The organism is Cellulosimicrobium sp. SL-1 (assembly GCF_011033075.1).
In the GTDB taxonomy this organism is placed as follows: domain Bacteria; phylum Actinomycetota; class Actinomycetes; order Actinomycetales; family Cellulomonadaceae; genus Cellulosimicrobium; species Cellulosimicrobium funkei.
Window position 1 is genome coordinate 123,955 of sequence record NZ_JAACJC010000001.1, and the last position, 21,761, is coordinate 145,715.

At 73.8% G+C, this 21,761-nt stretch carries 17 protein-coding genes; 8 read left to right on the plus strand and 9 right to left on the minus strand.

Annotated features, from left to right (window positions below; all coding sequences use genetic code 11):
• Positions 1–215 precede the first annotated feature (215 nt).
• A complete protein-coding gene (gene groES, locus GWJ10_RS00620) occupies positions 216–512 on the plus strand; it encodes a co-chaperone GroES (RefSeq protein ID WP_021482870.1) in 297 nt (98 codons plus the stop codon).
• A 189-nt stretch (positions 513–701) separates the two neighbouring features.
• Here groES and GWJ10_RS00625 read toward each other — a convergent pair whose 3' ends face one another.
• On the minus strand, positions 702–992 hold the full coding sequence (locus GWJ10_RS00625) for a WhiB family transcriptional regulator (protein WP_031316449.1): 291 nt from the start codon (positions 990–992) through the stop codon (positions 702–704).
• Positions 993–1,249: 257 nt separating this feature from the next.
• On the opposite strand from GWJ10_RS00625, the gene GWJ10_RS00630 reads away from it, so the two are divergent.
• Positions 1,250–2,383 (plus strand): MerR family transcriptional regulator, encoded by a 1,134-nt coding sequence (locus tag GWJ10_RS00630; protein ID WP_061268651.1) that lies wholly within the window; start codon positions 1,250–1,252, stop codon positions 2,381–2,383.
• A 139-nt stretch (positions 2,384–2,522) separates the two neighbouring features.
• Entirely contained in the window at positions 2,523–4,052 is a 1,530-nt protein-coding gene (gene guaB / locus GWJ10_RS00635; RefSeq protein ID WP_021479849.1) for an IMP dehydrogenase, read from the plus strand.
• Between the two features lie 87 nt (positions 4,053–4,139).
• On the opposite strand, the gene GWJ10_RS00640 is transcribed toward guaB, so the two are convergent.
• The gene (locus tag GWJ10_RS00640; RefSeq protein ID WP_061268650.1) at positions 4,140–5,753 is read right to left on the minus strand and encodes an FAD-dependent oxidoreductase; all 1,614 of its coding nucleotides are present in this window, start codon (positions 5,751–5,753) and stop codon (positions 4,140–4,142) included.
• Between the two features lie 359 nt (positions 5,754–6,112).
• On the opposite strand from GWJ10_RS00640, the gene GWJ10_RS00645 reads away from it, so the two are divergent.
• Entirely contained in the window at positions 6,113–6,751 is a 639-nt protein-coding gene (locus GWJ10_RS00645; RefSeq protein WP_061268649.1) for a Rid family hydrolase, read from the plus strand.
• Positions 6,752–6,855: 104 nt separating this feature from the next.
• Here GWJ10_RS00645 and GWJ10_RS00650 read toward each other — a convergent pair whose 3' ends face one another.
• Positions 6,856–8,391 carry a UDP-N-acetylglucosamine 1-carboxyvinyltransferase gene (locus GWJ10_RS00650; RefSeq protein ID WP_194522185.1) on the minus strand — a complete coding sequence of 512 codons (1,536 nt, stop codon included), beginning with the start codon at positions 8,389–8,391 and terminating at the stop codon, positions 6,856–6,858.
• Positions 8,392–8,528: 137 nt separating this feature from the next.
• A complete protein-coding gene (locus GWJ10_RS00655) occupies positions 8,529–9,230 on the minus strand; it encodes an exonuclease domain-containing protein (protein ID WP_163184475.1) in 702 nt (233 codons plus the stop codon).
• A 148-nt stretch (positions 9,231–9,378) separates the two neighbouring features.
• Here GWJ10_RS00655 and GWJ10_RS00660 point away from each other — a divergent pair, with 148 nt between their 5' ends.
• Genes GWJ10_RS00660 through GWJ10_RS00675 form a run of 4 tightly spaced genes read left to right on the plus strand, consistent with a single transcriptional unit; the run spans position 9,379 to position 13,841 of the window.
• Complete coding sequence (locus GWJ10_RS00660; RefSeq protein ID WP_034653983.1) at positions 9,379–10,503, plus strand: GuaB3 family IMP dehydrogenase-related protein; 1,125 nt, start codon at positions 9,379–9,381, stop codon at positions 10,501–10,503.
• A 7-nt stretch (positions 10,504–10,510) separates the two neighbouring features.
• Complete coding sequence (locus GWJ10_RS00665) at positions 10,511–11,149, plus strand: GNAT family N-acetyltransferase (RefSeq protein ID WP_346773807.1); 639 nt, start codon at positions 10,511–10,513, stop codon at positions 11,147–11,149.
• Positions 11,146–12,201, plus strand: coding sequence for a GNAT family N-acetyltransferase (locus GWJ10_RS00670; RefSeq protein ID WP_163184476.1), 1,056 nt, complete (start codon positions 11,146–11,148; stop codon positions 12,199–12,201). The genes GWJ10_RS00665 and GWJ10_RS00670 overlap by 4 nt, the downstream gene beginning before the upstream one ends.
• Positions 12,198–13,841: a succinic semialdehyde dehydrogenase gene (locus GWJ10_RS00675; protein WP_083711830.1), complete on the plus strand. Its 1,644-nt coding sequence runs from the start codon at positions 12,198–12,200 to the stop codon at positions 13,839–13,841. Before GWJ10_RS00670 ends, GWJ10_RS00675 begins: the two co-directional genes overlap by 4 nt.
• Before the next feature lie 11 nt (positions 13,842–13,852).
• Here the strand turns inward: GWJ10_RS00675 and GWJ10_RS00680 are convergent, their stop codons facing one another.
• The 5 genes from GWJ10_RS00680 to GWJ10_RS00700 form a co-directional block, all read right to left on the minus strand.
• Positions 13,853–14,539, minus strand: coding sequence for an ElyC/SanA/YdcF family protein (locus GWJ10_RS00680; RefSeq protein WP_163184477.1), 687 nt, complete (start codon positions 14,537–14,539; stop codon positions 13,853–13,855).
• A 147-nt stretch (positions 14,540–14,686) separates the two neighbouring features.
• On the minus strand, positions 14,687–15,679 hold the full coding sequence (locus tag GWJ10_RS00685; protein ID WP_163184478.1) for a DUF4031 domain-containing protein: 993 nt from the start codon (positions 15,677–15,679) through the stop codon (positions 14,687–14,689).
• 110 nt (positions 15,680–15,789) lie between these two features.
• Positions 15,790–17,049: an acetate kinase gene (locus GWJ10_RS00690; protein ID WP_043656335.1), complete on the minus strand. Its 1,260-nt coding sequence runs from the start codon at positions 17,047–17,049 to the stop codon at positions 15,790–15,792.
• Positions 17,046–19,235, minus strand: coding sequence for a phosphate acetyltransferase (pta, locus tag GWJ10_RS00695; RefSeq protein WP_034654151.1), 2,190 nt, complete (start codon positions 19,233–19,235; stop codon positions 17,046–17,048). Before pta ends, GWJ10_RS00690 begins: the two co-directional genes overlap by 4 nt.
• Positions 19,232–21,733 (minus strand): phosphoketolase family protein, encoded by a 2,502-nt coding sequence (locus GWJ10_RS00700; RefSeq protein ID WP_163184479.1) that lies wholly within the window; start codon positions 21,731–21,733, stop codon positions 19,232–19,234. The genes pta and GWJ10_RS00700 overlap by 4 nt, the downstream gene beginning before the upstream one ends.
• Positions 21,734–21,761: the final 28 nt, after the last annotated feature.

Sequence of the window (21,761 nt, forward strand, 5' to 3'; positions counted from 1 at the left end):
GGGGACCACGCGCAGCCGGAGCCCGGATCGTCCGCAGGGCGGACGTTGGCACTCGCCTTGACCGAGTGCTAACCGGGACCTAGATTTGAGACGTGCCGCCACCGCTCGCGGAGGCGGCACCACGTGCGACCAGGCTGTCCGGCACCCGCGACGACGGCCAGCCGGTGCGCTCGACCCATCCGTTGCAGTTCTCACCGCGAAAGGGGAGGTCCGACGTGTCGGTCCCCATCAAGCCGCTCGAGGACCGGATCGTCGTGAAGGCCCTCGAGGCCGAGACCACGACCGCATCCGGCCTGGTCATCCCGGACACCGCCAAGGAGAAGCCCCAGGAGGGCGAGGTCCTGGCCGTCGGTCCGGGCCGTGTCGACGACAACGGCAACCGCGTCCCGCTCGACGTGACCGTCGGCGACAAGGTCATCTACAGCAAGTACGGCGGCACCGAGGTCAAGTACGGCGGCGAGGACTACCTCGTCCTGTCCGCGCGCGACATCCTCGCCGTGGTGGTCGGCTGACGCCGACCCGGTTCAGCAGCAGGGCCCCGCGACCGTCGGTCGCGGGGCCCTGCTGCGTTCCGTGGCCGGTCGCCCCACCGGTGGTCCCACGGGTCGTGCGCACGTGCGCCCGGTACGACGTCGGACCGGGGCCGTGCAGGTCTGCTGGTGGCGCGGAGGCACCGAGGACGGTGCCCGGGGAGGGGTGCGTCAGCCGGTGCGGCGGGCGCCGCCCGCGAGGATGGCGGCGCGCTCGTCCTCGCTCAGGCCGCCCCACACCCCGTACGGCTCACGCACGCGGAGCGACTGCTCGCGGCACTGCATCATCACGGGGCACGAGTGGCAGATCGCCTTCGCGGCCTCCGCTCGCCGTCGTCGCGTCGAGCCGCGTTCACCCTCGGGGTGGAAGAACAACGTGTCGTCCGCGTCGCGGCACGAACCCTGGTACTGCCATTCCCACAGCTCCATGACGGGCCCGGGGAGCCTCGAGATCTCTGCCATGCCGAACAACCTACAAGCGTTGCAAGGGTTGTTCAAGTCCCCTGTGAGGAAAAAGTGAACGAGCAGGTTGAACCGCTCGTGGAGCGGTGCGGGTCTGCTCAACCGCGTCGGCTGGTCCTGCCGCGCTGACGCGATCGGCGGCGCCCGGCGCGTTTGCGCGTGCAGCGAACAAATACGGCACGGGTCTGGCGCGAAGGGTGCACGACTGTGACCTCTACGAGGTGGCGAGACGGGTGCCCGCTCGGCAGAATCGATCCATGACCTCAGTCCGGTCCGCCCCCGACCCCGAGGGAGCCCGACCGAGCATGACCTCGTCCCCCGGCCTCGCCGTCGCCGCCGTCGCGCGCCGGCTCGGCGTCGCGCCCGCGACCCTGCGCACCTGGGACCGTCGCTACGGCCTCGGCCCCTCGCAGCACCGGGCCGGCTCCCACCGGCGCTACACCGACGACGACGTCGCTCGCCTCGTCGTGATGCGCCGCCTCACGCTCGACGGCGTCGCGCCCGCCGACGCGGCCCGCGCCGCGCTCGCCGCCGACGAGGAGGAGCTCGCCGCGAACCGTGGGGCGATCTCCTTCGACGACCGCGGCGCCGACGGCGCGGGCGACCTCGACGCCGACGAGCCCGAGGCCGACGACGAGGCGCCCGAGCCGCCGCCGTCGCGCCCGTTCCTGCGCGCCGTCCCGGGGGGCGAGCCCGCACGGGCCGCCGGTCCCCGTCCGGTCGGCGTCCGTGAGGGACCGCGGCCCACGCGCGTCTCCGACGTCGTCGACGCGGCGATCGCCTACGACCAGCGCGCGTGCGACCGGCTGCTACGCATCCCGACGGGCGGCGACCCGGCCGCGTGGTGGTCCGACCTCGTCGAGCCCGCGCTCGAGCGCCTGGCCGAGCGCACCGTGCTCGCCGGCCCGGGCGAGGTGCCCGAGGTCGTGCTCGCCAACGCGACGCTCGTCGCGCTGCGCGAGTACACGCAGGCGAGCGAGGACGCGATCGTGGCCGCCGGGGGGCCGCCCCGGAACCACCCGAGCCGCATGCGGCGGATCGTCCTCGTGTTCGCGGCGCCCGACGAGCCGCTCCCGCTGGCCGCGCACGCGCTCGCCGCGTCGCTCGCCTCGCACGGCGCGATGGCGCGGATCGTCACCGGGCCCGCGAACGTGCACCGCACGCTGGAGATCGTGACGATGGTGCGGCCGTCCGCGGTGGCGATGGTGACCACGCAGGCGCGTCCCGACCTGGGCATCGTGCACGCCGCGCACGACGCGAACCCGAGCCTGCCGTTCTTCGTCGGGCTCCCGAGCGACCAGGCCGCGGAGGAGCTCCCGCTCGCCGCGACCGTCCACCGGGTGCGCAGCTTCACGGGCCTCCTGCACGAGCTCCTCGCCGTCGTGCGCTGAGCCGTCCGCGGGGCCGCCCGGCCGGGTGCGGCGCGCGCCTGCCCGCCCACGTGCCTCCCGCCCGTCCGTGCCTCCCGGGCCCCGGGCGGGCGGGGACCGGGCGGGAATACGGCGAGGGCCCCCGGCGTAGAATCCTGGTGTGACCGCCTCGCCCGTCCCCGCCGCCGTCCCCGACCGTGACCCCTTCGGATTCCTGGGTCTCACCTACGACGACGTCCTGCTGCAGCCCGGCTACTCGGACCTGGCGCCGTCGGACATCGACACCACGACGCGCCTGACGCGCGAGATCTCGATCCGCGTGCCGCTCGTCTCGGCGGCCATGGACACCGTGACCGAGTCGCGCATGGCCATCGCGATGGCGCGCCAGGGCGGCATCGGCGTGCTGCACCGCAACCTCTCGATCGAGGACCAGGCGCTCCAGGTCGACCTGGTGAAGCGCACGCAGACGGGCATCATCGACAACCCGGTGACCATCGGGCCCGACGCGACGCTCGAGGAGCTCGACAAGACCGCGGGCGAGTACCGCATCTCCGGCTTCCCGGTGCTCGACGCCGAGCGCCGCCTCATCGGCATGGTGACCAACCGCGACCTGCGCTTCACGCCCGTCGCCGAGTGGGCGACGACGAAGGTCGACGAGGTCATGACGCCCCAGCCGCTCATCACGGGCCCGGCGGGCATCTCCCGCGAGGAGGCGACCGCGCTCCTGCGCAAGCACAAGCTCGAGCGCCTGCCGCTCGTCGACGCGGACGGCCGCCTCACCGGGCTCATCACGGTCAAGGACTTCGTCAAGTCGGAGCAGTTCCCCAACGCGTCGAAGGACGGCCAGGGTCGCCTGCTCGTCGGCGCCGCGATCGGCTACTTCGGCGACGCGTGGCAGCGCGCCACGACGCTCATCGACGCGGGCGTCGACGTGCTGGTCGCGGACACGGCGCACGGCAACGTCCGGATGCTCATCGAGATGGTCGCGCGCCTCAAGTCCGACCCGGCGACGCGCGACGTCCAGGTGATCGGCGGCAACGTCGCGACGCGCGAGGGCGCGCAGGCGTTCGTCGACGCGGGCGCGGACGCGGTCAAGGTCGGCGTCGGACCGGGCTCGATCTGCACCACGCGCATCGTCACGGGCGTCGGCGTCCCGCAGGTGACCGCGGTCTACGAGGCGTCGCTCGCCGCGCGCCCGGCCGGGGTCCCGGTCATCGCCGACGGCGGCATGCGTCACTCGGGCGAGATCGGGAAGGCGATCGTCGCGGGCGCGGAGACGGTGATGCTCGGCTCGATGCTCGCGGGCACCGAGGAGTCCCCGGGCGAGACGATCCTCGTCAAGGGCAAGCAGTACAAGGCGTACCGCGGCATGGGCTCCATGGGCGCCATGTCCTCGCGCGGCAAGAAGTCGTACTCGAAGGACCGCTACTTCCAGGCCGAGGTCACGAGCGACGACATGATCGTCCCCGAGGGCGTCGAGGGCCAGGTGCCCTACAAGGGGTCGCTCGGCACCGTCGCGCACCAGCTCGTCGGCGGCCTGCACCAGACGATGTTCTACGTCGGCGCCCGCACCGTGCCCGAGCTCCAGGAGAAGGGGCGCTTCATCCGCATCACGTCGGCGTCGCTCAAGGAGAGCCACCCGCACGACGTGCAGATGACGGTCGAGGCCCCCAACTACACGGGCTTCTGAGCGCGCAGCACCACGACCGACGGCCCGGCACCACCCTCGCGGGTGGCGCCGGGCCGTCGTCCCGTCAGCGCTGCGTGCGGTCGGCGGTCACGACGCCATGACGCGCGCGTGCAGCGCCTGGACGGCGTAGCGCGCGGCCCAGAACGCGCCGTGCTGCCAGGCCGAGATCTCGGACATCCAGTCGCCCGCGAAGTACACGTTCCCGGCGCCCTGCTGCAGGAGCTTGAAGCGCGACGACTGCGTGTTCGGGTAGGCCCAGGCGCCCTCGATGTAGGGCACCTTGTGCCACGCGATGGAGAACGAGCTCTCGAGCTCCGTCCGGTACTTCTCGCCGTGGATCTTCACGCCCTGCTCGACGGCGCGCATCTCCCGCTGCCGCGGCGTCATGTCCGCGTAGGCGCGCGCGTTCGCGCCGGTGTTGTAGTAGCCCACGACGAGCCCGCGGCGCTCCCCGTAGCCGTAGGACGGGTACCAGACGTGGGCGAGGTCCATGTCGGTCTCGGTGATGCCGCCGTAGATCCGGTGGTCGTCCTCCCAGAACCGCGACCGGTACTGGAGCCCGATCTTGCCCGCGGGCGACCCGACGGCGAACTCGCCGAGCGCGGCGTCGACGTCGGGCCCCCAGTTCGTGTCCCAGCGGCGCATGAGCCCCGCGGGCGCCGAGACGACGGCGAAGTCGGCGTCGATCTGCCGCGCCTTGCCGTTGGGGGCGGTGTACGTGACCGAGACGCCGCGCGGCGTGTTCTTCACCGCGGTGACGGGCGAGCTGAGCTGGACGTTCTGCTTGCCGATCGCCTTGACGAAGTAGTCGTAGGTGGTGTCCATGCCGCCCTTGGGCTGGAACATGAGCATCGACTGCTCCCAGTTGATCTCGAACGGGAAGTACTGCCCGACCTTCGAGGCGAGCACCTCCGACACCGAGCCCGGGCCGGGCAGGGGCGTGCCGTGCTCGTTCCACGCGGACGGGTAGACCGCGTACCCGCGGTTGCTCCCGCCCCGGTAGCTCCCGTCGGCCTGGAGCGACCCCCACGACCGGAGGAACGCGCGCAGGTTCTCCTTGTCCGCGGCGGTGAGCTTCTGGTCGAGCGCACCCTGGTCGGTCGCATAGCCGAGCAGCTCGGACGTATAGCCGAACACGTCGGCCTTCGCGGTGCGGTATCGGACCGGGTTGCCGGGGGTCGCGCCGGAGCGCTCGTTGTAGAGGTAGGCGTCCGCGTTGGCGTTCGTGAACACCTCGTAGGGGACTCCGAGCTCGCGCAGGTAGTCCATGGTGACCATCCACTGGGCGATGCGCCCCGCGCCCGCGTTCATGTAGACGCCGTCGGCGAACTGCGCCTTCTGCGTGACGCCGTTGACATCGGTCTCCGCGTCGCCGCCGCGTATCGTCAGCGTCCGGCCGCCGACGCGGTGCCGCGCCTCGAGGACCGTGACGCGGTAGCCGGCCTTCTGCAGCTCGTACGCCGTGGCCAGGCCCGCCGGCCCGGCGCCGACGACGACGACCTTCTTCGCGGAGCGGCCCGTGAGGCTGAAGTCGCTGCCCCGCGGCGGTGTCCACGACTCGTTCCGCGGCTGGGCGGCGGCCGTCGGGGCGAGGCCGACCGCGCCCATCGTCGCGAACATGACGCCGGCGCTGGAGCCGACCCCGACGGCCTGGAGGAAGTTGCGGCGCGAGACGCCGGTCGTCTTCTCGTCAGTGACCATGTGGCTGGAGCCCTCTCGTCCACGGCCTGACGGGCGGCGAGCCCGGCCCACGATGCCGGGTGCCGCCGTCAGCACCGGGCCCGACGCTAGGGACGTGTCGTCGCGAGCACGGGTCCGGCGCGTTTCGCGTCGGTCAACGGTTCGCGGCTCTCGTAAACGTCTCGTGTCGCGGCCCTCGGCGGCGCCCGCGGGACGGCGCGCCGCGGCGTCCGGGCGCGCGGTGGCACCGGCGACGACCCGACACGTGGCGGTCACGGCGCGGAAACGGAGGCTGGCTAGCGTCGCGGCCCCGGCGGTCCTCGCGACCGGCCGGAGCCCGGGCGCCAGGGTGGCGCCCGTCGTCCCCCTGGGAGGCATGCATGAAGAACCGCACCAAGGTCGTCGTCGCCGTCGCCCTCACCGCCGCCGTCTCCGTCCCCGGCACCGCCGTCGCCGCCGGGAAGCTCTTCGAGCCGAGGCCGACCGAGGCCCACTCCTTCGTCACCGGCGACACCCCGTCCATCGCCGACGGCGTCGCGATCGGGAAGAACGTCTCCTGGTACAAGTCGTCCGGCCTCGGTCCCGCCGCGATGAACACGACGCCCGGCGCGACGGCCGAGCAGCGCTACGTCCCGACCGACGTCTTCCCCGGCGGCGTCCTGCCGGCCGGCGTGACGATCACGGAGGCGCAGGGCATCAACGTCCTCATGCGGATCGGCGAGAACCTCGAGCGGGCCGGGCTCTCCTACGACGACGTCGTCTCCATGCGGGTGTTCCTCCAGAATCCCGCGGGCCAGGAGAAGATGGACTTCGCCGGCTGGAACCGCGCCTACCGCCAGTTCTTCGCGAACACGAACCTCGCGACCGGCGCGACGCTCGAGGTCCAGCTCGGCTCGGCCCGGACGGCGCCCATGGTGGTCAACGCGGCCCGGCCGTCGCGCTTCGCGCTCGAGATCGAGAACCTGCCGGTCGACGGCTGGCTCGTCGAGGTGGAGGTCGACGCCGTCTACCCGAAGTGACGACGACGGGCCGCCCTCCCGCAGGAGGGCGGCCCGTCGTGGTCGTGCCGGCGTCGTGGGCACCGAGGGCTCGAGGGCCCGCGGGCGCCGAGCGTGGCGAGGGGTCAGTCCCGGAACGTCTCGATGTTCGCGCCGAGCTCGCGCAGGCGCTCGGTGAGGCCCTCGTAGCCGCGCGCGATGATGTCGACGCCGCGCAGGACGGAGGTGCCCTTCGCGGCGAGCATCGCGAGCAGGATGACGACGGCGGGGCGCAGGGCGGGCGGGCAGCTCACCTCGGCGCCCGACCAGCGCGTGGGGCCCGTCACCTGGAGCCGGTGGGCGTCCAGGAGCCGCACGTCGGCGCCGAGCCGCGTGAGGTCGGTGAGGTGGATTGCGCGCCCCTCGTAGACCCAGTCGTGGATGAGCGTCGTGCCCTGCGCGTTCGCGGCGATGACCGCGAAGAACGGCAGGTTGTCGATGTTGAGGCCGGGGAACGGCATGGGGTGGATCTTGTCGATCGGCGCGTGCAGCTCGCTGGGGTGCACCGTGACGTCGACCAGGCGCGTGCGGCCGTTGCGCGCCACGTACTCGGCGCTCAGCGTGTACCGCAGCCCCATCTCGGCGAGCGTCGCGAGCTCGATCTCCATGAACTCGATCGGGACGCGGGCCACGGTGATCTCCGAGCCCGTGACGATGCCCGCCGTGAGCAGGCTCATCGCCTCGACCGGGTCCTCCGAGACGGCGTACTCCACGTCCACGTCGATGTCGGTGCGGCCGTGCACGCGCAGGGTCGTCGTGCCGATCCCCTCGACCTGCACGCCGAGCAGCTCGAGGTAGAAGCACAGGTCCTGCACCATGTAGTTCGAGCTGGCGTTGCGGATCGTCGTCACGCCCTCGCGGCGGGCCGCGGCCATGAGCGCGTTCTCGGTGACGGTGTCGCCGCGCTCGGTGAGCACGACCGACAGGTCCGTGCCCGACGCCGGGGCGACGGTCGCGTGGTAGTTCCCGCCCGTCGCGGTGACGGCCAGGCCGAAGGGCCGCAGGGCGATCATGTGCGGCTCGACGGTGCGGGTCCCGAGGTCGCAGCCGCCCGCGTACGGGAGCTCGAACGTGTCCCGCAGCCCGAGCAGCGGCCCGAGGAACATGATGATGGAGCGCGTGCGGCGCGCGGCGTCGACGTCGATCGCGGCGAGGTCGAGGCGCTCCGGCACGACGATCTCGAGGTCCCGGCCGCCCGTCGTCCAGGTCGCCCGCACGCCGATGGAGCGCAGCACGTCGACGATCCGGTCGACCTCGACGATGCGGGCCACGCCGCGCAGGGTGGTGCGACCGCGGTTGAGGAGCGAGGCGCACAGCAGCGCGACCGCGCCGTTCTTGGAGGAGTTCACCTCGATGCGGCCGGAGAGGGTCTGGCCGCCCTGGACGCGCAGGTGCGCGTGCTTGGGGCCGCCGAGGCTGATGATCTCGGAGTCGAGCGCGAGGCCGATGCGGTTGAGCATCTCCAGGCTGAGGTTCTGCGAGCCCTGCTCGATGCGGTGCACGGCGCTCTGGCTCGTGCCGAGCCGCTCCGCGAGCTGCGTCTGGGTGAGACCCCGGTTCTGGCGGGCGCCGCGGATGAGCGCGCCGACCTGCGTGAGAGGTGCGTCGTCGATCGCTGTCATGAGAGCGACGATAACTCATGGATGAGATATCGACGCGGCAAAGGTTCGCGTGCGGTCCGCCATCATGCCTCCCTCACACGACCTTCACCCGCATCATGAGATATGCCCGCAGGTGGCGACGCGGGCGTCTGCCCGGGTCAGCCCGGCCAGCGGCCGTCGGCGCCGGCGCCGACGTAGGGCTGGTCGCGGTCCGGGTCCAGGGCGTCGACCCACTGCCGGTGCGCGACGACCTGCAGGTCGTGCAGCGCGACCGGGCCGAGCCCGGCCAGGTCCGGGTACGCGCGGGCGAGCGCGTCGAGGAGGTCGAGCGTCGCGAGCACGTCCCCGTCCGCCGTGTGCAGGGGCCCGACGTCGAGCACCTCGTAGCGCGCGCACAGGTCGACGAGCCGGCGCTTGCCCTCGCGGGCCGGGTCCCACGCCCGGTCGAGCACGAGCGGGTCGAGCACCGGCCGCACGGGCCGCCCCAGGCGGGCGGCGAGCGTCGGCAGCCCGTGCCGCGCGAGCTCGGTGTCGAGGATCGCGAGGTCGAACGCGGCGTTGTAGGCGACGAGGGGGACGCCGTCGCGCTGGGCGTCGACGACGAGCGTCGCGATCTCGTCGAGCGCGACGGCGGGGGCCGACCCGTGCGCCGCGGCGTGCGCGGTCGTGATGCCGTGGATCCCCGTGGCCTCCGCCGGGATCTCGACGCCCGGGTCGAGGAGCCACGTGCGCACGTGCGTGGCGCCCGGCTCGCGGAGCACGAGCGCGGCGGTGACGACGCGGTCGACGTCGACGTCGAGGCCCGTGGTCTCGGTGTCGAGACCGAGCAGCGGTCCCGCCGTCCAGGGCGTCGTCGTCATGGTCCACCTCTGCCGTCCGGTCGGGGCCCGGGGCGCCCGGCGCTCCCGTCGTCGCCGGACGTCCCGGCGACGAGCGTCACCCTGCCAGCGCCCACCCACACGGTGGTCGGTGCAGGTGGCGGGCACGGCCCGCCGGTAGGCTGACCCGGTGAGCAACGAGATCGAGATCGGACGTGGCAAGCGCGGTCGGCGCGCGTTCTCCTTCGACGACGTCGCCGTCGTGCCCTCGCGGCGCACGCGCGACCCGGAGGAGGTGTCGGTCGGCTGGCAGATCGACGCCTACCACTTCGACCTGCCGATCCTCGCGGCGCCCATGGACTCGGTCATGAGCCCGGCCACCGCCGTCGCGCTCGGCAACCACGGCGGCCTCGGTGTCCTCGACCTCGAGGGCCTGTGGACGCGCTACGACGACCCGACCGCGCTCCTCGAGGAGATCGCCGGGCTCGAGCCGCTCGAGGCGACGCGCCGCATGCAGGAGATCTACGCCGAGCCCATCAAGGCCGACCTCATCACGCAGCGCCTCAAGGAGATCCGCGCGGCGGGCGTCACCGTCGCCGCGGCCCTGTCGCCGCAGCGCACCCAGGAGCACTACCAGACGGTGGTCGACGCGGGCGTCGACCTGTTCGTCATCCGCGGCACGACGGTCTCCGCCGAGCACGTGTCCGGCGTCGCCGAGCCGCTCAACCTCAAGCGCTTCATCTACGAGCTCGACGTCCCGGTCGTCGTGGGTGGCGCGTCCACGTACACCGCGGCGCTACATCTCATGCGCACGGGCGCCGCGGGCGTCCTCGTCGGCTTCGGCGGCGGCGCCGCCCACACCACGCGGGTCTCGCTCGGCATCCACGCGCCCATGGCGACCGCGGTCGCGGACGTCGCGGCGGCCCGCCGCGACTACCTCGACGAGTCGGGCGGCCGCTACGTGCACGTCATCGCGGACGGCGGCGTCGGCCGCTCGGGCGACCTCGTCAAGGCGGTCGCGTGCGGCGCCGACGCGGTGATGCTCGGCGCGGCGCTCGCGCGGGCCGAGGAGGCGCCGGGCAAGGGCTGGCACTGGGGCTCGGAGGCCCACCACGCCCAGCTCCCGCGCGGCGAGCGCGTGCGCGTCGGCACGGCCGGCACGCTCGAGGAGATCCTCTTCGGGCCGGGCCGCCAGGCGGACGGCACGCTCAACCTCGTCGGGGCGCTCCGCCGGGCCATGGCGACGACCGGCTACTCGGACCTCAAGGAGTTCCAGCGCGTCGAGGTCGTCGTCTCCCCGTACCAGCCTCGCTGAGCCCGCCGTGGCCGGACGCATCGCCGACGGTCCGCGCCTGACGCACGCCGGCGACGGCGCGCCGGGCGGCAACGGCTCCGTGCCCGCCGCGGGCGCGGCCCGCCCGGAGGCGGACGTCGCGGACGCGGCCTCGTCGGAGGACTCCACCGACCTGGTCTTCACGGAGGTCGAGGACGTCGATGTCGAGGCGGTCGTCGCGCTGTGGCGGGAGTGCGGGCTCACCCGGCCCTGGAACGACCCGTACCGCGACCTCGCCGACGCCCGCCTGGGGGAGACCTCGACGGTGCTCGTGGGCCGTGCGACGCGCGACCTGCCCACGGTGGCCCCGGACGGTGCTCCCGAGGCGCCCGGGGTCGCGGCGGGGGAGATCGTCGCGACGGCGATGGCCGGCGTGGACGGGCACCGTGGCTGGCTCTATTACGTAGCGGTCGACCCGCGCGTCCAGGGGCGCGGCGCGGGCCGTGCGACGGTCGTCGCGGCGGAGGCGTGGCTCGCCGCGCAGGGCGCGCGGGCCGTGCGCCTCATGGTGCGCGCGACGAACGACGCGGTGCGCGGCTTCTACGAGCGCCTGGGGTACGCGGACCAGGAGTGCGTCGTGCTCGGCCGCCCGCTCGGAGCCCCGGACGCCCGCGACGCCGGACGATGACCCCCGCCGCGTGGCGGCCGGACGACGACGACCTCGCCGCCCTCGAGACCGAGCACCGCGCGCGCGTCGCGGTGCTCGACCCGCTCGTCGCGGTCCCCGCTCTCGGTGCCACCGCGGACGACGAGCGTCTCCTCGCCGTGCGGCTCCCGGACGGTTCCCGGGCCGCGGGGCTCCTCGGGGTGGGGGACGTCGGACCCGGCTCCGCGGCGGCGGGGTTTCGCGCGCTGCGCGAGCACCGGCTGCGGGCGCGCGCGGCGGGACCGGACGTGGGCGGCGCGGTCCGCGCGCTCGTCGCGGCCTGGACGGCGCGCGTCGGGCGCGACCCGGGCAGCGCACCGCCGGGCGACGGGCTGCCCGAGCGGGGCCCCGCACCCCGCGACCACGGCCTGGCGCTCCTGTGGCCGAGCCGCGACGTCGAGGCCGTGGGTGCCCTCGCGGCGAGCGGCCTGCGCCCGACGGTGCACCTCGCCGCGCGCCGCGGCGTCCCGTCGGCCCGGACCCGCACCGACCTCCCCGGGCTCGTGCTGACCGACGCCGGCCCGGACGACGTGGCCGCCGTCGTCGAGCACCAGCGCGCCGAGCTCGCGTACGACGAGCTCGTGGGCGCGGCCCGCGTCCGGCCGTTCGCGGCCGAGCACCTCGCCGCCCAGGTCGCCGCCGCCGTCGAGAACCCGCGCACCACGGTCCTCGTGGCGCGCCGCCAGGCGCCGGGGGAGCGGGCGGGCGAGGTCGTGGGCGTCGTCGCGGTCGAGCCGCCGGAGCGCTCCGGGGCCGTGGCCGGGACGGTCATGGCGGGGCCGGTCGCCTACCTCGTCCTGCTGCACGTGACGGGCAGCGCGCGCGGTACCGGGGTCGGCGGGGCGCTCGTCGACGCGGCGCTCGCGCGCGTGCACGAGCAGGCCGGGCCGGGCGCCGTCGTCGTGCTGCACCACGGCGTGCTCAACCCGCTGTCCGCGCCCTTCTGGGCGCGGCAGGGGTTCCGGCCCGTGCTCACCACGTGGGAGCAGCCCGTCGACGCGCTGTCAGCGCCACGACGTAGCCTGTCCCCATGACGAGCTCATCCGGCACACCCGGCTCCGGGCGCGGCGACGGCGCCGCGCTGGACGGCCTGATCGACCCCGAGAACCCGGCCGCGACCTACGTCCTCGAGCCGGAGGTCGTGGCCCCCCTCGCGCAGCGCGTCGTCACGAGCAACGAGGCGGGCATGCACCGCTCCGTCCTGCCCTCCACGGGAGCCCCGCTCGCCGCGGTCCCCGTCTCGTCCGTCGCGGACGTCGCCCGTGCCGTGGCACGCGCGCGGGCCGCGCAGCCGGCCTGGGCCGCCCGCTCCGTGCGCGAGCGCGCGGCGGTGCTGCGGCGCTTCGGCGAGCTCGTGCTCGCGCGCCAGTCCGACGGCCTCGACCTCATCCAGATGGAGTCCGGCAAGTCGCGGCGCAGCGCGTTCGAGGAGGTCGCGGACGTCGCGATCCTCACGCGCCACTACGCCCAGCGCGGCCCGCGCTACCTCGCCGACCGGCGGGCGCCGGGGATGCTGCCCGTGCTCACCGGCACGCGCGTGCACCGCCGTCCCGTGGGCGTCGTCGGCGTCATCGCGCCGTGGAACTACCCGCTGACGCTCGCGTTCGCCGAGGCCGTGCCCGCGCTCGTGGCGGGGAACGCCGTCGTGCTCAAGCCGGACCCGCAGACGACGCTCACCGCGCTGTGGGGCGCGGAGCTGCTCGAGGAGGCGGGGCTGCCCGCCGACCTGTTCCTCGTCGTCGCGGGCGGGGGCGACGTCGGCGCTGCGGTGACCGACCACGTGGACCACATCGCGTTCACGGGCTCGACGGCCACCGGCCGCAAGGTCGCGGCGCGCGCGGGGGAGCGCCTCATCGGCGCGACGCTCGAGCTGGGCGGCAAGAACCCGCTCTACGTCGCGGCCGACGCCGACGTGCGCGCCGCCGCGCGTGGCGCCGTGCGCGCGTGCTTCTCCAACTCCGGCCAGCTCTGCGTGTCGATCGAGCGGCTCGTGCTGCACGAGGACGTGGCGGACGCGTTCCTCGACGAGTTCGTGCCCCTCGTGCGTGAGATGCGTCTCGGCGCCGGGCTCGACTACTCGGCCGACATGGGGTCGCTCACGTCGCAGGCGCAGCTCGACCGCGTGGTCGCCCACGTCGAGGACGCCATCGCGCGCGGCGCGCGCGTCCTCGCGGGCGGCGTGCACCGCGCGGACATCGGGCCGTGGTTCTACGCGCCCACCGTCCTCGACGACGTGCCCGACGACGCGGCGTGCGCGCGCGAGGAGACGTTCGGCCCGGTCGTCTCCGTGCGCCGGGTCGCGAGCGACGACGAGGCCGTCGAGGTCATGAACGACACCGAGTACGGGCTCAACGCGAGCGTGTGGACGCGCGACGCCGCCCGGGGCCGTCGGATCGCGGCGCGCGTCGAGGCCGGGACGGTCAACGTCAACGACGGCTACTCCGCGACGTGGGGCTCCGTCGGGGCACCGATGGGCGGGTTCAAGGCGTCGGGCCTCGGGCGCCGCCACGGGCGCGAGGGCATCGAGGCGCTCACCGAGGCGCAGACGATCTCCGTGCAGCGCGGCGCGAACCAGGGCCTCACGCTCGACACGCTCTACCAGCTCGGCGGGGAGCTGCCGAGCAAGGTCCTCACGTCGGCGCTCGACGTCATGCGCCGCCTGCGGCTGCCCTGACGGAGCCCCGCTCAGCGGAGCACGGCGTCGAGCACGGCCTTCGTCGCCGCGGGAACCTCGCGGGCGCGGTAGAGCACGGCCTTCCACGGCTCCACGCTCGCCGCGCTGACGCCGACCCCCACGGCGTCGAGACCTGCGACGCGGCACGAGAACAGCGTGCGCGGCAGGTGGTACCCCTGCGTGACGACCACCGCCGTGCCGACGCCGAACTCCGACGCCGCGCGCGTGCACGTCGCGTGGGTGTCGAAGCCCTCGCGGTCGAGCAGGATCGCGTCGTCGGGCACGCCGCGGCCCAGCAGCCATGCGCGCATCGAGCCGGGCTCGTCGTAGTCGTCGTGCGCGTCGCCGCTCACGAGCACGACGGGCGCGACGCCCCGGTCGTAGAGCTCGGCCGCCGCGTCGAGCCGACGGCGCAGGTACGTAGACGGAGTCCCGTCCGGCCGCAGCCCCGCCCCCGGGACGACGATCGCGTCGCTCGGCGGCACGTGCGCGGGGTCGGCGACGTGCGAGCGCCCCACGGCCTGCACCACGACGAACGGCGCCAGCACGAGCACCACGAGCCCGGCGGCCGTCCCGAGGGTCAGGCGCCGCCGTCGGGACCGGCGCGGACGCCCCGACGAGGCCCTGTCGGACGACGGCGCTGTCGGGCCTGCTGCTGACGCCGTAGTGGCGGGCGGCGACGCCGGTTCGTCGGTCACGCCCCGACCCTAACCTCGCCGCCGCGTCGACCAGGCGCTCCTGGCCGGCCGAGCAGGTGGTCCTGGTCCGTCCGCCGTCCGGGACGGACCAAGACCGCCTGTTCGGCGGGTGGGGGTGGGGAGGGGGGGGAGGGGAGGGAGAGAGGGTCAGGTGGGGGAGGTGAGGGTCGTGAGCTCGGCGGTGAGGTTGGCTCGGGCGCGGTCCTCCCAGAGCGCGGCGGCCTGCGGGGTGCGGAACAGCGTGCCGCCCCCGAGCAGCGCGCGCAGGACGGCCGCCCGCCCGGTGCGGAAGGCGTCGTCGGGCACGTGGGCGTACTCGGCGCGCACCTGCCGGGCGTAGCGCGCGTACCGGTCCGGCGCGGACCCGAGGACGGCGAGGTCGGCGTCCGAGACGAGCGCTCCGGGCCCGTCGCCCGGCGCCGGGGCGTGGTCGGTCGTCACGAGCACGAGCCGCACGACCTCCTCGACCTCGTGGGCGCCGAGGTGGCCCGCCAGCCGGGCGTCTGCGAGCTCGGCCGACCGCTCCTCGTCGCGGCCCGCCTCGCCGTCGTGCACGGCGTCGTGGAACCACAGCGCGAGCTGCGTCACCGCAGGCATCGAGCCCGTGACCGACGCCGCGCCGTCCGACACCGCGCCGCCCGAGGCGCCGCCCGGCGACGCGGCGGCACCTGCGCGGCCTGGGGGCCGGGCGGCGTCGGGCACGCCGGGCGGGCGTCCCTCGAGGAGCGCGAGGGAGTCGAGGGCGTGCACCAGGTGCTCGGGCCCGTGGTAGACGCGGTGCGGCTCGTGCCAGCGCTCGACGAGCTCGACGCCGACGTCGCGCGCGCCCGGGAGGAGCGCGTCCCAGCGTGCGAGGAGCGCGTCGGCCTTCGCCGCGCGCCGCGCCCGGCCGGGCACGCGCAGGCCGGAGGCGCCGAGGCGCCGGGCGAGCTCGCGCCCCCCGACGGGCACCGCGCCCGCGGCGACCGCGACGTCGTACCGCTCGGCGGCGACGTCGTAGTGGTCGAGGTCGAACGCCCGCGGGCTCACGCCGATCGACGCCGCGAACGCGTGCAGCTCCGCGAGCGACGCGTCGGACACGAGATGGCTGAACAGCGTCCCGTGCGCGGGCCACGCGGGCGGGTCGATGAGAACGGTCACCGCCCGAGCATGCCACCGACCGGCGAGCCGACGCGCGGGCGTCGGCTCACCGGCCGGGGAGCGGCCTGAGCCGCGCAGGTGTCACCCGGACGAGTCCGGGCGTGCGGGGATCAGCCGGCGCGCGAGGCCGCCTCGACGACCTCGACCGACTGGCGCGCGATGGCGAGCTCCTCCATCGTCGGGACCACCATGACGAGCGTGCTCGTCCAGTCCGGCGAGATGACGCGCGGCTCACCGGAGTCGACGGCGTTGCGGTCCGGGTCGACCGCGAGGCCGAGCGGCTCGAGCCCCTCGACGACGGCGGCGCGCACCTCGGCGTCGTGCTCGCCGACGCCCGCGGTGAAGGCGACGACGTCCACGCGGCCGAGCACGGCGGCGTACGCGCCGACGTACTTGCGCAGCCGGTGGATGTACACGTCGAACGCGAGGCGGGCACCCTCGTGGCCGGCCTCCATGAGCCGGTGCAGCTCGCGGAAGTCGTTCACACCGGACAGGCCCTTGACGCCCGAGCGCTTGTTGAACAGGTCGTCGATCTCGTCGATGCTCATGCCCGCGTTGCGCGCGAGGTGGAACACGACCGCGGGGTCGATGTCGCCCGTGCGCGTGCCCATGACGAGCCCCTCGAGCGGGGTGAGGCCCATCGACGTCTCGACCGGCACTCCGCCCTTGACGGCCGACGCCGAGGCGCCGTTGCCGAGGTGCAGGACGATCGTGTTGAGACCCTCGATCCGGCGCCCGAGGACGCGCGCGACCTTCCCGGACACGTACTGGTGGCTCGTGCCGTGGGCGCCGTAGCGGCGGATCGCGTACTTCTCGGCGACCTCGGCGTCCAGGGCGTACGTCGCGACGTGCTGCGGCAGCCGCTGGAAGAACGCGGTGTCGAACACCGCGACGTGCGGCACGTCGCCGAGCAGCGACCGCGCGACCTCGATGCCCTTGACGTTCGCCGGGTTGTGCAGCGGCGCGAGCGGGGACAGCGAGCGGATCCGCTCGAGCACGCCGTCGTCGACGAGGACCGGGTCGGCGAACAGCGAGCCGCCCTGAACGACGCGGTGCCCCACCGCGTACACGTCGGCGTCCGAGAGGGTCGGGCCGACCTCGTCGAACATGCTCAGCGCGATGCGCAGCGCGTGCCCGTGGTCCGCGACGGGCTCCTCGCGCGTCGTCGTGTTCCCGGCGAACCGGTGCTTGATGATCCCGGACTCCTCGCCGATGCGCTCGATCGTGCCCGCGGCGATCGCCTCGCCCCCGACGGGGTTGACGAGCTGGTACTTGAGCGAGGACGACCCCGAGTTCATGACGAGCACGGACCCGTGCGCGCCGTACGCGCTGTAGGGGTTGGGGCGCTCGCCCTCGGGCAGGATCGTCATGACGTGGCTCCCTGGGAGTCAGAGGTGGGGTCGGCGGCGTCGGCCGGGGCCTGCGCCTGGATCGCGGTGATCGCGACGGTGTTGACGATGTCCTGCACGAGCGCGCCGCGCGAGAGGTCGTTCACCGGCTTGTTGAGGCCCTGGAGGACCGGGCCCACCGCGACGGCGCCCGCCGAGCGCTGGACCGCCTTGTAGGTGTTGTTGCCCGTGTTGAGGTCCGGGAAGATGAACACGGTCGCGCGCCCCGCGACGTCCGAGCCCGGCATCTTCGACGCCGCGACGGACGCGTCCACGGCCGCGTCGTACTGGATCGGGCCCTCGACGAACAGGTCGGGGCGCCGCTCGCGCACCAGCGCGGTGCCCCGGCGCACCTTGTCCACGTCGGCCCCCGAGCCGGACTCGCCGGTCGAGTACGACAGCATCGCGACCCGCTGGTCGACGCCGAACTGCTGCGCCGTCGCCGCCGAGGAGATCGCGATGTCCGCAAGCTGCTCGGCCGTCGGGTCGGGGATGACCGCGCAGTCGCCGTAGACGAGCACGCGGTCCTGCAGGCACATGAGGAACACGGACGAGACGACGGACACGCCCGGCTGGGTCTTGATGATCTCGAACGACGGCTTGATGGTGTGCGCCGTCGTGTGCTTCGCGCCCGACACCATGCCGTCCGCGAGCCCCAGGTGGACCATCATCGTGCCGAAGTAGGACACGTCCTGGACGCGCTCGCGCGCCTCCTCGAGCGTCATGCCCTTGTGCGCGCGCAGCCGCTGGTACTCCGCGGCGAACCGCTCGACGAGCTCCGGGTCGTGCGGGCTGACGACGTGCGCGGCGTCGATGTCGAGGCCGAGCTCCGCCGCGCGGGCGCGGACCTTCTGCTCCTCGCCGAGGATCGTCAGCTCCGCGACCTGACGGCCGAGCAGCGTGGACGCGGCGCGCAGGATGCGGTCGTCGTCGCCCTCGGGCAGCACGACGTGCTTGCGGTCCGCACGGGCGCGCGACAGCAGCTCGTACTCGAACATCAGCGGCGTGACGACCTCGGGCCGGGGCACGTCGAGCCCCGCGAGGAGCGCCGCGCCGTCGACGCTCTGCTCGAACAGCGCGAGCGCCGTGTCGACCTTGCGCTGCGACTCCTTGGTCACGCGGCCCCGGGCGCTCGCGGCGGCGCTCGCCGAGCGGAACGTCCCGAGGTCGGTGCGGATGATCGGCAGGCTCGGGTCGAGGTCCGCGACGAGGCGCGCCGTCGACTCGGGCGGGAAGAACCCGCCGTTGAGGATGACGCCCGCGAGCGACGGGAAGCCCGACGCCGAGTGGGCGGCGAGCAGCCCGATGAGGATGTCCACCCGGTCGCCGGGGGTGATGACGACGGCGCCGTCGGTGAGCCGGTCGAGCAGGTGCTCGAACGACATCGCTCCGACGAGCAGGTCGGTCGCCTCGCGAGCGAGGAGCTCCTCCTCGCCGAACGCGAGCGTCCCGCCCACGGCCTCCATGAGGATCCGCACGGTTGGCGCGTCGAGGAACGGGTCCTCGGGCACCGCCCAGCCCGGCAGCCGCGTACCCGGGGCGGGCTGCGCCGTCGGGCCCGACGACGTCCCGCCCGCGAGCGGCTCGCCGTCCGGTCCCAGCGACCCGAGCAGCGCGCGCACCGCGTCGAGGTCGTCCGGCTGCACGCGGTTCGCGACGACGCCGATGGGCTGCGCGTGCTGCGAGCGCAGCTCGGCGACGCTCACCTCGATGAGGTTGCCCACGGCGTCGGGCGTGCGGCCCTTGCCGGAGACGACGAGGAGGACCGGTGCGCCGAGGTTCGCCGCGACGCGCGCGTTGAACGACAGCTCGGTCGGCCCGGCGACGTCGGTGTAGTCCGTGCCCACGACGACCACGAAGTCGCACTGGCTCGCGACCTCGTGGTACCGGGCCACGATCCGCGAGAGCGCAGCCTCCTGGTCGGCGTGGACGTCCTCGTACGTGACGCCGATCGCCTGCTCGGCGGTGACGTCCACGCCGTCGTGCGCGAGCAGGAGCTCGAGCACGTAGTCCTGCACGTCCGGGCCGGCGGCCCGGGTGACCGGCCGGAAGACCCCGACCCGCTGGACCTTGCGGACCAGCAGGTCGAGGACCCCCAACGCGATCGTGGACTTGCCCGTCTCGCCCTCGGGCGAGGTGATGTAGATGCTGCGAGCGGTGTCGCTCACTCGTTGTCTCCTCCGGTGTCCTGCACGGCGGCGCTCGCGCCGTTGTACTGCGGGCCACCCTCCTCGGTCGCCGTCTCGCCGACGTCCGGCCACACCCAGTCGCGCACCTCGGGGATGTCCTCCCCGTGCTCGCGGGTGTACTGGCGGGCCGTCAGCCGCGCGTCGACCATCTCCTGGCGCAGGCCCGCGTAGGTCGAGCGCAGGGACGGCACACGGTCGATGACGTCGATCACCAGGTGGTAGCGGTCGATGTCGTTGAGCATGGCCATGTCGAACGGGGTGGTGGTGGTGCCCTCCTCCTTGTAGCCGCGCACGTGGATGTTCGCGTGGTTCGTGCGGCGGTACGTGAGGCGGTGGATGAGCCACGGGTAGCCGTGGTAGTTGAAGATGACCGGCCGGTCCGTCGTGAAGAGCGTGTCGAAGTCCTTGTCCGACAGGCCGTGCGGGTGCTCCTTCTCGTCCTGGAGCCGCATGAGGTCCACGACGTTGACGACCCGGACCTTGAGGTCGGGGATGCGCCGGCGCAGGATGTCCGCCGCGGCGAGCACCTCGAGCGTGGGCACGTCGCCCGCGGCGCCGAGCACGACGTCCGGGTCCTCGCCCTCGACCTCGGTGCCGGCCCAGTCCCAGATGCCGAGGCCGCGCGAGCAGTGCGCGATCGCCTGGTCCATCGACAGGAACTGCGGCGCGGGCTGCTTGCCCGCCACGACGACGTTCACGTACTGGCGCGAGCGCAGGCAGTGGTCGTACGTCGAGAGCAGCGTGTTCGCGTCCGGCGGCAGGTAGACGCGGACGATCTCGGCCTTCTTGTTCACGACGTGGTCGATGAAGCCCGGGTCCTGGTGGCTGAAGCCGTTGTGGTCCTGGCGCCACACGTGGCTCGACAGCAGGTAGTTGAGGCTCGCGACCGGGCGCCGCCACGGGATGTGGTTCGTGACCTTGAGCCACTTCGCGTGCTGGTTGAACATCGAGTCGACGATGTGGATGAAGGCCTCGTAGCTCGTGAACAGGCCGTGCCGCCCGGTGAGCAGGTAGCCCTCCAGCCAGCCCTGGCACTGGTGCTCCGACAGCATCTCCATGACGCGGCCGGCGCGCGCGAGGTGCTCGTCGACGTCGGGCCCGAAGAAGTCGGCGTTCCACTGCTTGTCCGTGACCTCGTACACGGCCTGGAGGCGGTTCGACGCCGTCTCGTCGGGGCCGAAGATCCGGAAGTTGTCCGGGTTCTTCCGCACGACGTCGGTGAGCCACTGGCCGAGGACGCGCGTCGACTCGGCGATGCTGCTGCCCGGCCCCGTGACGTCCACGGCGTAGTCGCGGAAGTCCGGCAGGCGGAGGTCCTTGAGCAGGAGGCCGCCGTTCGCGTGCGGGTTGTCGCTCATGCGGAGCGTGCCCTCGGGGGCGAGCGCGGCGACGTCGTCGACCAGGCGGCCGTCCTCGTCGAACAGCTCGTCGGCCCGGTAGGACTCGAGCCAGCCGCGCAGCACCTCGAGGTGCTCCGGCGTGTCCCGGGCGCTCGCGAGCGGCACCTGGTGCGCGCGCCACGAGTCCTCGGTCTTCTTGCCGTCGATGACCGGCGGGCACGTCCAGCCCTTCGGCGTGCGGAACACGATCATCGGCCACGCGGGACGCTCGTCGTTCCCCGCCGCGGCGTCGGCCTTGATCTGCGCGATGTGGTTGAGCACCTCGTCGAGGAGCTGCGCGAAGCGGCGGTGCACCTCGAAGTGGTCCTCGCCGTCGAACCCGCCCGTGAAGAAGTAGGGCGTGTGGCCGTAGCCGATCATGAGGTCGCGCAGCTCGTCGTCGCTGATGCGCGCGAGCACCGTCGGGTTGGCGATCTTGTAGCCGTTGAGGTGCAGGATCGGCAGGACGACGCCGTCGTTGCGCGCGTTGACGAACTTGTTCGAGTGCCAGCTCGTCGCGAGCGGGCCCGTCTCCGCCTCGCCGTCGCCGACGACCGCGGCGACGAGCAGGTCGGGGTTGTCGAACGCGGCGCCGTACGCGTGGGAGAGCGCGTAGCCCAGCTCACCGCCCTCGTGGATCGACCCGGGCGTCTCCGGCGCGACGTGGCTCGGGATGCCGCCCGGGAAGGAGAACTGGCGGAACAGCCGGCGCAGGCCCTCGGTGTCCTGGGTGACGTCCGAGTAGGTCTCGGAGTACGTCCCCTCGAGGTACGCGTTCGCGACGAGGCCGGGGCCGCCGTGGCCGGGGCCGGCGACGTAGATCGTCGACTGGCGGCGCTGCGCGATCGCGCGGTTGAGGTGCGCGTAGAGGAAGTTGAGGCCCGGCGTGGTGCCCCAGTGGCCCAGGAGGCGCGGCTTGACGTCCTCGCGGTCCACCGGCGTGCGCAGCAGCGGGTTGTCGAGCAGGTAGATCTGGCCGACCGAGAGGTAGTTCGCCGCGCGCCACCAGGCGTCGACCCGACGCAGGGTGTCGTCGTCGAGCGGTGCGATCTCGGCGGGCTGCCAGGCGGTGGACTCGGTGACGGTGGTCGTGCTCATCTCACGCTCCTGCGGGGGAAGGGTCCGT

What these genes read in the sequence shown, in the direction of transcription:
- GWJ10_RS00625 (WP_031316449.1), bottom strand. Translation starts at nt 992, where the DNA reads ATGGCAGAGATCTCGAGGCTCCCCGGGCCCGTCATGGAGCTGTGGGAA.
- GWJ10_RS00630 (WP_061268651.1), top strand. Translation starts at nt 1,250, where the DNA reads ATGACCTCAGTCCGGTCCGCCCCCGACCCCGAGGGAGCCCGACCGAGC.
- GWJ10_RS00640 (WP_061268650.1), bottom strand. Translation starts at nt 5,753, where the DNA reads ATGGTCACTGACGAGAAGACGACCGGCGTCTCGCGCCGCAACTTCCTC.
- GWJ10_RS00645 (WP_061268649.1), top strand. Translation starts at nt 6,113, where the DNA reads ATGAAGAACCGCACCAAGGTCGTCGTCGCCGTCGCCCTCACCGCCGCC.
- GWJ10_RS00650 (WP_194522185.1), bottom strand. Translation starts at nt 8,391, where the DNA reads ATGACAGCGATCGACGACGCACCTCTCACGCAGGTCGGCGCGCTCATC.
- GWJ10_RS00655 (WP_163184475.1), bottom strand. Translation starts at nt 9,230, where the DNA reads ATGACGACGACGCCCTGGACGGCGGGACCGCTGCTCGGTCTCGACACC.
- GWJ10_RS00670 (WP_163184476.1), top strand. Translation starts at nt 11,146, where the DNA reads ATGACCCCCGCCGCGTGGCGGCCGGACGACGACGACCTCGCCGCCCTC.
- GWJ10_RS00675 (WP_083711830.1), top strand. Translation starts at nt 12,198, where the DNA reads ATGACGAGCTCATCCGGCACACCCGGCTCCGGGCGCGGCGACGGCGCC.
- GWJ10_RS00690 (WP_043656335.1), bottom strand. Translation starts at nt 17,049, where the DNA reads ATGACGATCCTGCCCGAGGGCGAGCGCCCCAACCCCTACAGCGCGTAC.
- GWJ10_RS00700 (WP_163184479.1), bottom strand. Translation starts at nt 21,733, where the DNA reads ATGAGCACGACCACCGTCACCGAGTCCACCGCCTGGCAGCCCGCCGAG.